Source organism: Streptococcus oralis (assembly GCF_001579525.1).
Classification (GTDB): Bacteria; Bacillota; Bacilli; order Lactobacillales; family Streptococcaceae; genus Streptococcus; species Streptococcus oralis_M.
Genome location: NZ_LQZC01000021.1, coordinates 1 through 4,793, shown reverse-complemented (window position 1 = coordinate 4,793; position 4,793 = coordinate 1). Strand labels below are relative to the sequence as shown.

The 4,793-nt window shown below is 50.2% G+C and carries 1 tRNA gene and 3 rRNA genes; all 4 read right to left on the bottom strand.

Annotated features, from left to right (window positions below):
- Position 1: 1 nt before the first annotated feature.
- Positions 2–117, bottom strand: a 5S ribosomal RNA gene (gene rrf, locus SORDD25_RS08880).
- Positions 118–193: 76 nt separating this feature from the next.
- Positions 194–3,094, bottom strand: a 23S ribosomal RNA gene (locus SORDD25_RS08875).
- Positions 3,095–3,217: 123 nt separating this feature from the next.
- Positions 3,218–3,290 (bottom strand) — tRNA-Ala (locus SORDD25_RS08870).
- A gap of 51 nt (positions 3,291–3,341) precedes the next feature.
- Positions 3,342–4,793: ribosomal RNA gene (locus SORDD25_RS08865) — 16S ribosomal RNA — on the bottom strand; the annotation flags it as partial.

Sequence of the window (4,793 nt, the reverse complement as noted above, 5' to 3'; positions counted from 1 at the left end):
AGCTAAGCGACTTCCATATCTCACAGGGGGCAACCCCCAACTACTTCCGGCGTTCTAGGGCTTAACTGCTGTGTTCGGCATGGGTACAGGTGTATCTCCTAGGCTATCGTCACTTAACTCTGAGTAATACCTACTCAAAATTGAATATCTATCAAATACCAAGAAAACCTCACACTTCGTATTCTCAGTTACTTTGGATAAGTCCTCGAGCTATTAGTATTAGTCCGCTACATGTGTCGCCACACTTCCACTTCTAACCTATCTACCTGATCATCTCTCAGGGCTCTTACTGATATAAAATCATGGGAAATCTCATCTTGAGGTGGGTTTCACACTTAGATGCTTTCAGCGTTTATCCCTTCCCTACATAGCTACCCAGCGATGCCTTTGGCAAGACAACTGGTACACCAGCGGTAAGTCCACTCTGGTCCTCTCGTACTAGGAGCAGATCCTCTCAAATTTCCTACGCCCGCGACGGATAGGGACCGAACTGTCTCACGACGTTCTGAACCCAGCTCGCGTGCCGCTTTAATGGGCGAACAGCCCAACCCTTGGGACCGACTACAGCCCCAGGATGCGACGAGCCGACATCGAGGTGCCAAACCTCCCCGTCGATGTGAACTCTTGGGGGAGATAAGCCTGTTATCCCCAGGGTAGCTTTTATCCGTTGAGCGATGGCCCTTCCATACGGAACCACCGGATCACTAAGCCCGACTTTCGTCCCTGCTCGAGTTGTAGCTCTCGCAGTCAAGCTCCCTTATACCTTTACACTCTGCGAATGATTTCCAACCATTCTGAGGGAACCTTTGGGCGCCTCCGTTACCTTTTAGGAGGCGACCGCCCCAGTCAAACTGCCCGTCAGACACTGTCTCCGATAGGGATAACCTATCCGGGTTAGAGTGGCCATAACACAAGGGTAGTATCCCAACAACGTCTCCTTCGAAACTGGCGTCCCGATCTCTTAGACTCCTACCTATCCTGTACATGTGGTACAGACACTCAATATCAAACTGCAGTAAAGCTCCATGGGGTCTTTCCGTCCTGTCGCGGGTAACCTGCATCTTCACAGGTACTAAAATTTCACCGAGTCTCTCGTTGAGACAGTGCCCAAATCATTACGCCTTTCGTGCGGGTCGGAACTTACCCGACAAGGAATTTCGCTACCTTAGGACCGTTATAGTTACGGCCGCCGTTTACTGGGGCTTCAATTCATACCTTCGCTTACGCTAAGCACTCCTCTTAACCTTCCAGCACCGGGCAGGCGTCACCCCCTATACATCATCTTACGATTTAGCAGAGAGCTGTGTTTTTGATAAACAGTTGCTTGGGCCTATTCACTGCGGCTGACGTAAAGTCAGCACCCCTTCTCCCGAAGTTACGGGGTCATTTTGCCGAGTTCCTTAACGAGAGTTCTCTCGCTCACCTGAGGCTACTCGCCTCGACTACCTGTGTCGGTTTGCGGTACGGGTAGAGTATGTTTAAACGCTAGAAGCTTTTCTTGGCAGTGTGACGTCACTAACTTCGCTACTAAACTTCGCTCCCCATCACAGCTCAATGTTATAGATATAAGCATTTGACTCATATCACACCTCACTGCTTAGACAGACACTTCCATTCGTCTGCTTTAGTTAGCCTACTGCGTCCCTCCATCACTACATACTCTAGTACAGGAATATCAACCTGTTGTCCATCGGATACACCTTTCGGTCTCTCCTTAGGTCCCGACTAACCCAGGGCGGACGAGCCTTCCCCTGGAAACCTTAGTCTTACGGTGGACAGGATTCTCACCTGTCTTTCGCTACTCATACCGGCATTCTCACTTCTATGCGTTCCAGCACTCCTCACGGTATACCTTCTTCACACATAGAACGCTCTCCTACCATACCTATAAAGGTATCCACAGCTTCGGTAAATTGTTTTAGCCCCGGTACATTTTCGGCGCAGGGTCACTCGACTAGTGAGCTATTACGCACTCTTTGAATGAATAGCTGCTTCTAAGCTAACATCCTAGTTGTCTGTGCAACTCCACATCCTTTTCCACTTAACAATTATTTTGGGACCTTAGCTGGTGGTCTGGGCTGTTTCCCTTTCGACTACGGATCTTAGCACTCGCAGTCTGACTGCCGACCATAATTCATTGGCATTCGGAGTTTATCTGAGATTGGTAATCCGGGGTGGACCCCTCACCCAAACAGTGCTCTACCTCCAAGAATCTTTATGTCGACGCTAGCCCTAAAGCTATTTCGGAGAGAACCAGCTATCTCCAAGTTCGTTTGGAATTTCTCCGCTACCCACAAGTCATCCAAGCACTTTTCAACGTGCCCTGGTTCGGTCCTCCAGTGCGTCTTACCGCACCTTCAACCTGCTCATGGGTAGGTCACATGGTTTCGGGTCTACGACATGATACTAAGGCGCCCTATTCAGACTCGGTTTCCCTGCGGCTCCGTCTCTTCAACTTAACCTCGCATCATATCGTAACTCGCCGGTTCATTCTACAAAAGGCACGCTCTCACCCATTAACGGGCTCGAACTTGTTGTAGGCACACGGTTTCAGGTTCTATTTCACTCCCCTCCCGGGGTGCTTTTCACCTTTCCCTCACGGTACTGGTTCACTATCGGTCACTAGGGAGTATTTAGGGTTGGGAGATGGTCCTCCCAGATTCCGACGGGATTTCACGTGTCCCGCCGTACTCAGGATACTGCTAGGTACAAAGACTATTTTAAATACGAGGCTATTACTCTCTTTGGCTGATCTTCCCAAATCATTCTTCTATAATCTTTGAGTCCACATTGCAGTCCTACAACCCCGAAGAGTAAACTCTTCGGTTTGCCCTCCTGCCGTTTCGCTCGCCGCTACTAAGGCAATCGCTTTTGCTTTCTCTTCCTGCAGCTACTTAGATGTTTCAGTTCACTGCGTCTTCCTCCTCACATCCTTAACAGATGCGGGTAACAGGTAGTACCTGTTGGGTTCCCCCATTCGGAAATCCCTGGATCATCGCTTACTTACAGCTACCCAAGGCATATCGTCGTTTGTCACGTCCTTCTTCGGCTCCTAGTGCCAAGGCATCCACCGTGCGCCCTTATTAACTTAACCTTATTTTTTGACCTTTCAGTCATAAACTCTTATTAATACTACAGCGTTTCGGTTTATTTTCTTGTTACTATTTGATATAGATATTCAATTTTCAATGTGCATTACTTGGTGATCTCTCACCAATGGAGCCTAGCGGGATCGAACCGCTGACCTCCTGCGTGCAAAGCAGGCGCTCTCCCAGCTGAGCTAAGGCCCCACAAGACCTCTCAAGACTAAACAAGACCAATGTGCAGTTCCTTATCCTTAGAAAGGAGGTGATCCAGCCGCACCTTCCGATACGGCTACCTTGTTACGACTTCACCCCAATCATCTATCCCACCTTAGGCGGCTGGCTCCTAAAAGGTTACCTCACCGACTTCGGGTGTTACAAACTCTCGTGGTGTGACGGGCGGTGTGTACAAGGCCCGGGAACGTATTCACCGCGGCGTGCTGATCCGCGATTACTAGCGATTCCGACTTCATGTAGGCGAGTTGCAGCCTACAATCCGAACTGAGACTGGCTTTAAGAGATTAGCTTGCCGTCACCGGCTTGCGACTCGTTGTACCAGCCATTGTAGCACGTGTGTAGCCCAGGTCATAAGGGGCATGATGATTTGACGTCATCCCCACCTTCCTCCGGTTTATTACCGGCAGTCTCGCTAGAGTGCCCAACTGAATGATGGCAACTAACAATAGGGGTTGCGCTCGTTGCGGGACTTAACCCAACATCTCACGACACGAGCTGACGACAACCATGCACCACCTGTCACCTCTGTCCCGAAGGAAAACTCTATCTCTAGAGCGGTCAGAGGGATGTCAAGACCTGGTAAGGTTCTTCGCGTTGCTTCGAATTAAACCACATGCTCCACCGCTTGTGCGGGCCCCCGTCAATTCCTTTGAGTTTCAACCTTGCGGTCGTACTCCCCAGGCGGAGTGCTTAATGCGTTAGCTGCGGCACTAAACCCCGGAAAGGGTCTAACACCTAGCACTCATCGTTTACGGCGTGGACTACCAGGGTATCTAATCCTGTTTGCTCCCCACGCTTTCGAGCCTCAGCGTCAGTTACAAGCCAGAGAGCCGCTTTCGCCACCGGTGTTCCTCCATATATCTACGCATTTCACCGCTACACATGGAATTCCACTCTCCCCTCTTGCACTCAAGTTAAACAGTTTCCAAAGCGTACTATGGTTAAGCCACAGCCTTTAACTTCAGACTTATCTAACCGCCTGCGCTCGCTTTACGCCCAATAAATCCGGACAACGCTCGGGACCTACGTATTACCGCGGCTGCTGGCACGTAGTTAGCCGTCCCTTTCTGGTAAGATACCGTCACAGTGTGAACTTTCCACTCTCACACTCGTTCTTCTCTTACAACAGAGCTTTACGATCCGAAAACCTTCTTCACTCACGCGGCGTTGCTCGGTCAGACTTCCGTCCATTGCCGAAGATTCCCTACTGCTGCCTCCCGTAGGAGTCTGGGCCGTGTCTCAGTCCCAGTGTGGCCGATCACCCTCTCAGGTCGGCTATGTATCGTTGCCTTGGTGAGCCGTTACCTCACCAACTAGCTAATACAACGCAGGTCCATCTGGTAGTGATGCAATTGCACCTTTTAAGCAAATGTCATGCAACATCTACTCTTATGCGGTATTAGCTATCGTTTCCAATAGTTATCCCCCGCTACCAGGCAGGTTACCTACGCGTTACTCACCCGTTCGCAACTC